The sequence below is a fragment of the Kitasatospora sp. MBT63 genome (genome assembly GCF_000710465.2).
In the GTDB taxonomy this organism is placed as follows: domain Bacteria; phylum Actinomycetota; class Actinomycetes; order Streptomycetales; family Streptomycetaceae; genus Kitasatospora.
In genome coordinates, this window is sequence record NZ_JAIZ01000457.1 from 1 (window position 1) to 1065 (window position 1065).

A 1065-nucleotide genomic window follows, 5' to 3' on the forward strand; every position below is an offset into this window, starting at 1 on the left:
GCCAACACCGCGCCGACCTGACCAAGCCCTACTAGGGTGGGGGGAATGAGCAACGGGACGCCGCTGGGTGATTTTCTCCGGGCCCGACGGAAGGCACTGAAGCCGCACCAGGTCGGCCTGCCCGAGCACGGCAGGCGCCGGGTCCCGGGGCTGCGCCGGGAGGAGGTCGCGCTGCTGGCCGGGGTGAGCGCCGACTACTACGTGCGGCTGGAGCAGGGGCGTGAGCGCAGCCCGTCACCGCAGGTCGTGGAGGCCGTGGCGCAGGCGCTGCGGCTGGGGCCGGAGTCCGCCGACCATCTGCACCGGCTCTGCCTGGCCGCCTCCCAGCGGCCGCGCGGCCGCGCCCGGCCCACGGTCGACCCGCACCTCGTCCGGTTGATGGACGGCTGGGCGCACACCCCGGCCTTCGTGGTCGGCCCGGCGCTCGACGTCCTCGCGGCCAATGCGGTGGCCGCCGCCCTGCACAGCGGCTTCGAGCGGTTCGACAACCTGGCGCGGCTGGTGTTCACCGACCCCGCGGGCCGCGGGTTCTACCGGGACTGGGAGCGGGCCGCGCGCTCGTGTGCCGCCGAGCTGCGGGCCGCCTTCGGCCACGATCCGGGCTCGGCCAGGATCGCCGAACTGGTCGGGGAACTCTCGCGCGGGAGCGAGGAGTTCGCGGAGCTCTGGGAACGGCACGAGGTCGGCGGCAAGGCCCAGGACGTCAAGCGCCTCAGGCACCCCGCCGTCGGGGACCTGGAGATCCGTTTCTCGGCCTTCGCCGTGAACGGCGCCCCGCACCAGCAGTTGGTGGTGTACCAGGCGGAGCCCGCCGGGCCGACGGCCGCCGCCTTCGAGCAGCTGCACGCGACGGCCGCCGGTGCGCGGTGGGTGGGTGCCGCACTCCCAGGACCGACACAGCCATGAACGCCGCGGCCTGGCTGCCCGCGCCCCGGCGGACGACAGTTGAGGCATGGACAGCTACGACACCCCGCACCCCTTCGTCGGCATGTGGGTGACCGCCGACGGCCACATCCGCCAGGCGCTGCTCGCCGACGGGCGGTACGACGAGGCCCGCGGCGACCG

At 74.8% G+C, this 1065-nt stretch carries 2 protein-coding genes; both read left to right on the top strand.

The window, feature by feature from the left end; genetic code table 11:
* The first annotated feature begins 45 nt into the window (after window positions 1-45).
* A complete protein-coding gene (locus AA75_RS24685; protein WP_033822422.1) occupies window positions 46-906 on the top strand; it encodes a helix-turn-helix domain-containing protein in 861 nt (286 codons plus the stop codon).
* Between the two features lie 46 nt (window positions 907-952).
* A partial coding sequence (locus AA75_RS45955) for an Atu4866 domain-containing protein (protein WP_199520405.1) occupies window positions 953-1065 on the top strand: 113 nt, incomplete at its 3' end.

Excerpts from the sequence above, each read along its gene's own strand:
- AA75_RS24685 (WP_033822422.1), top strand. The coding sequence starts at position 46 with ATGAGCAACGGGACGCCGCTGGGTGATTTTCTCCGGGCCCGACGGAAG.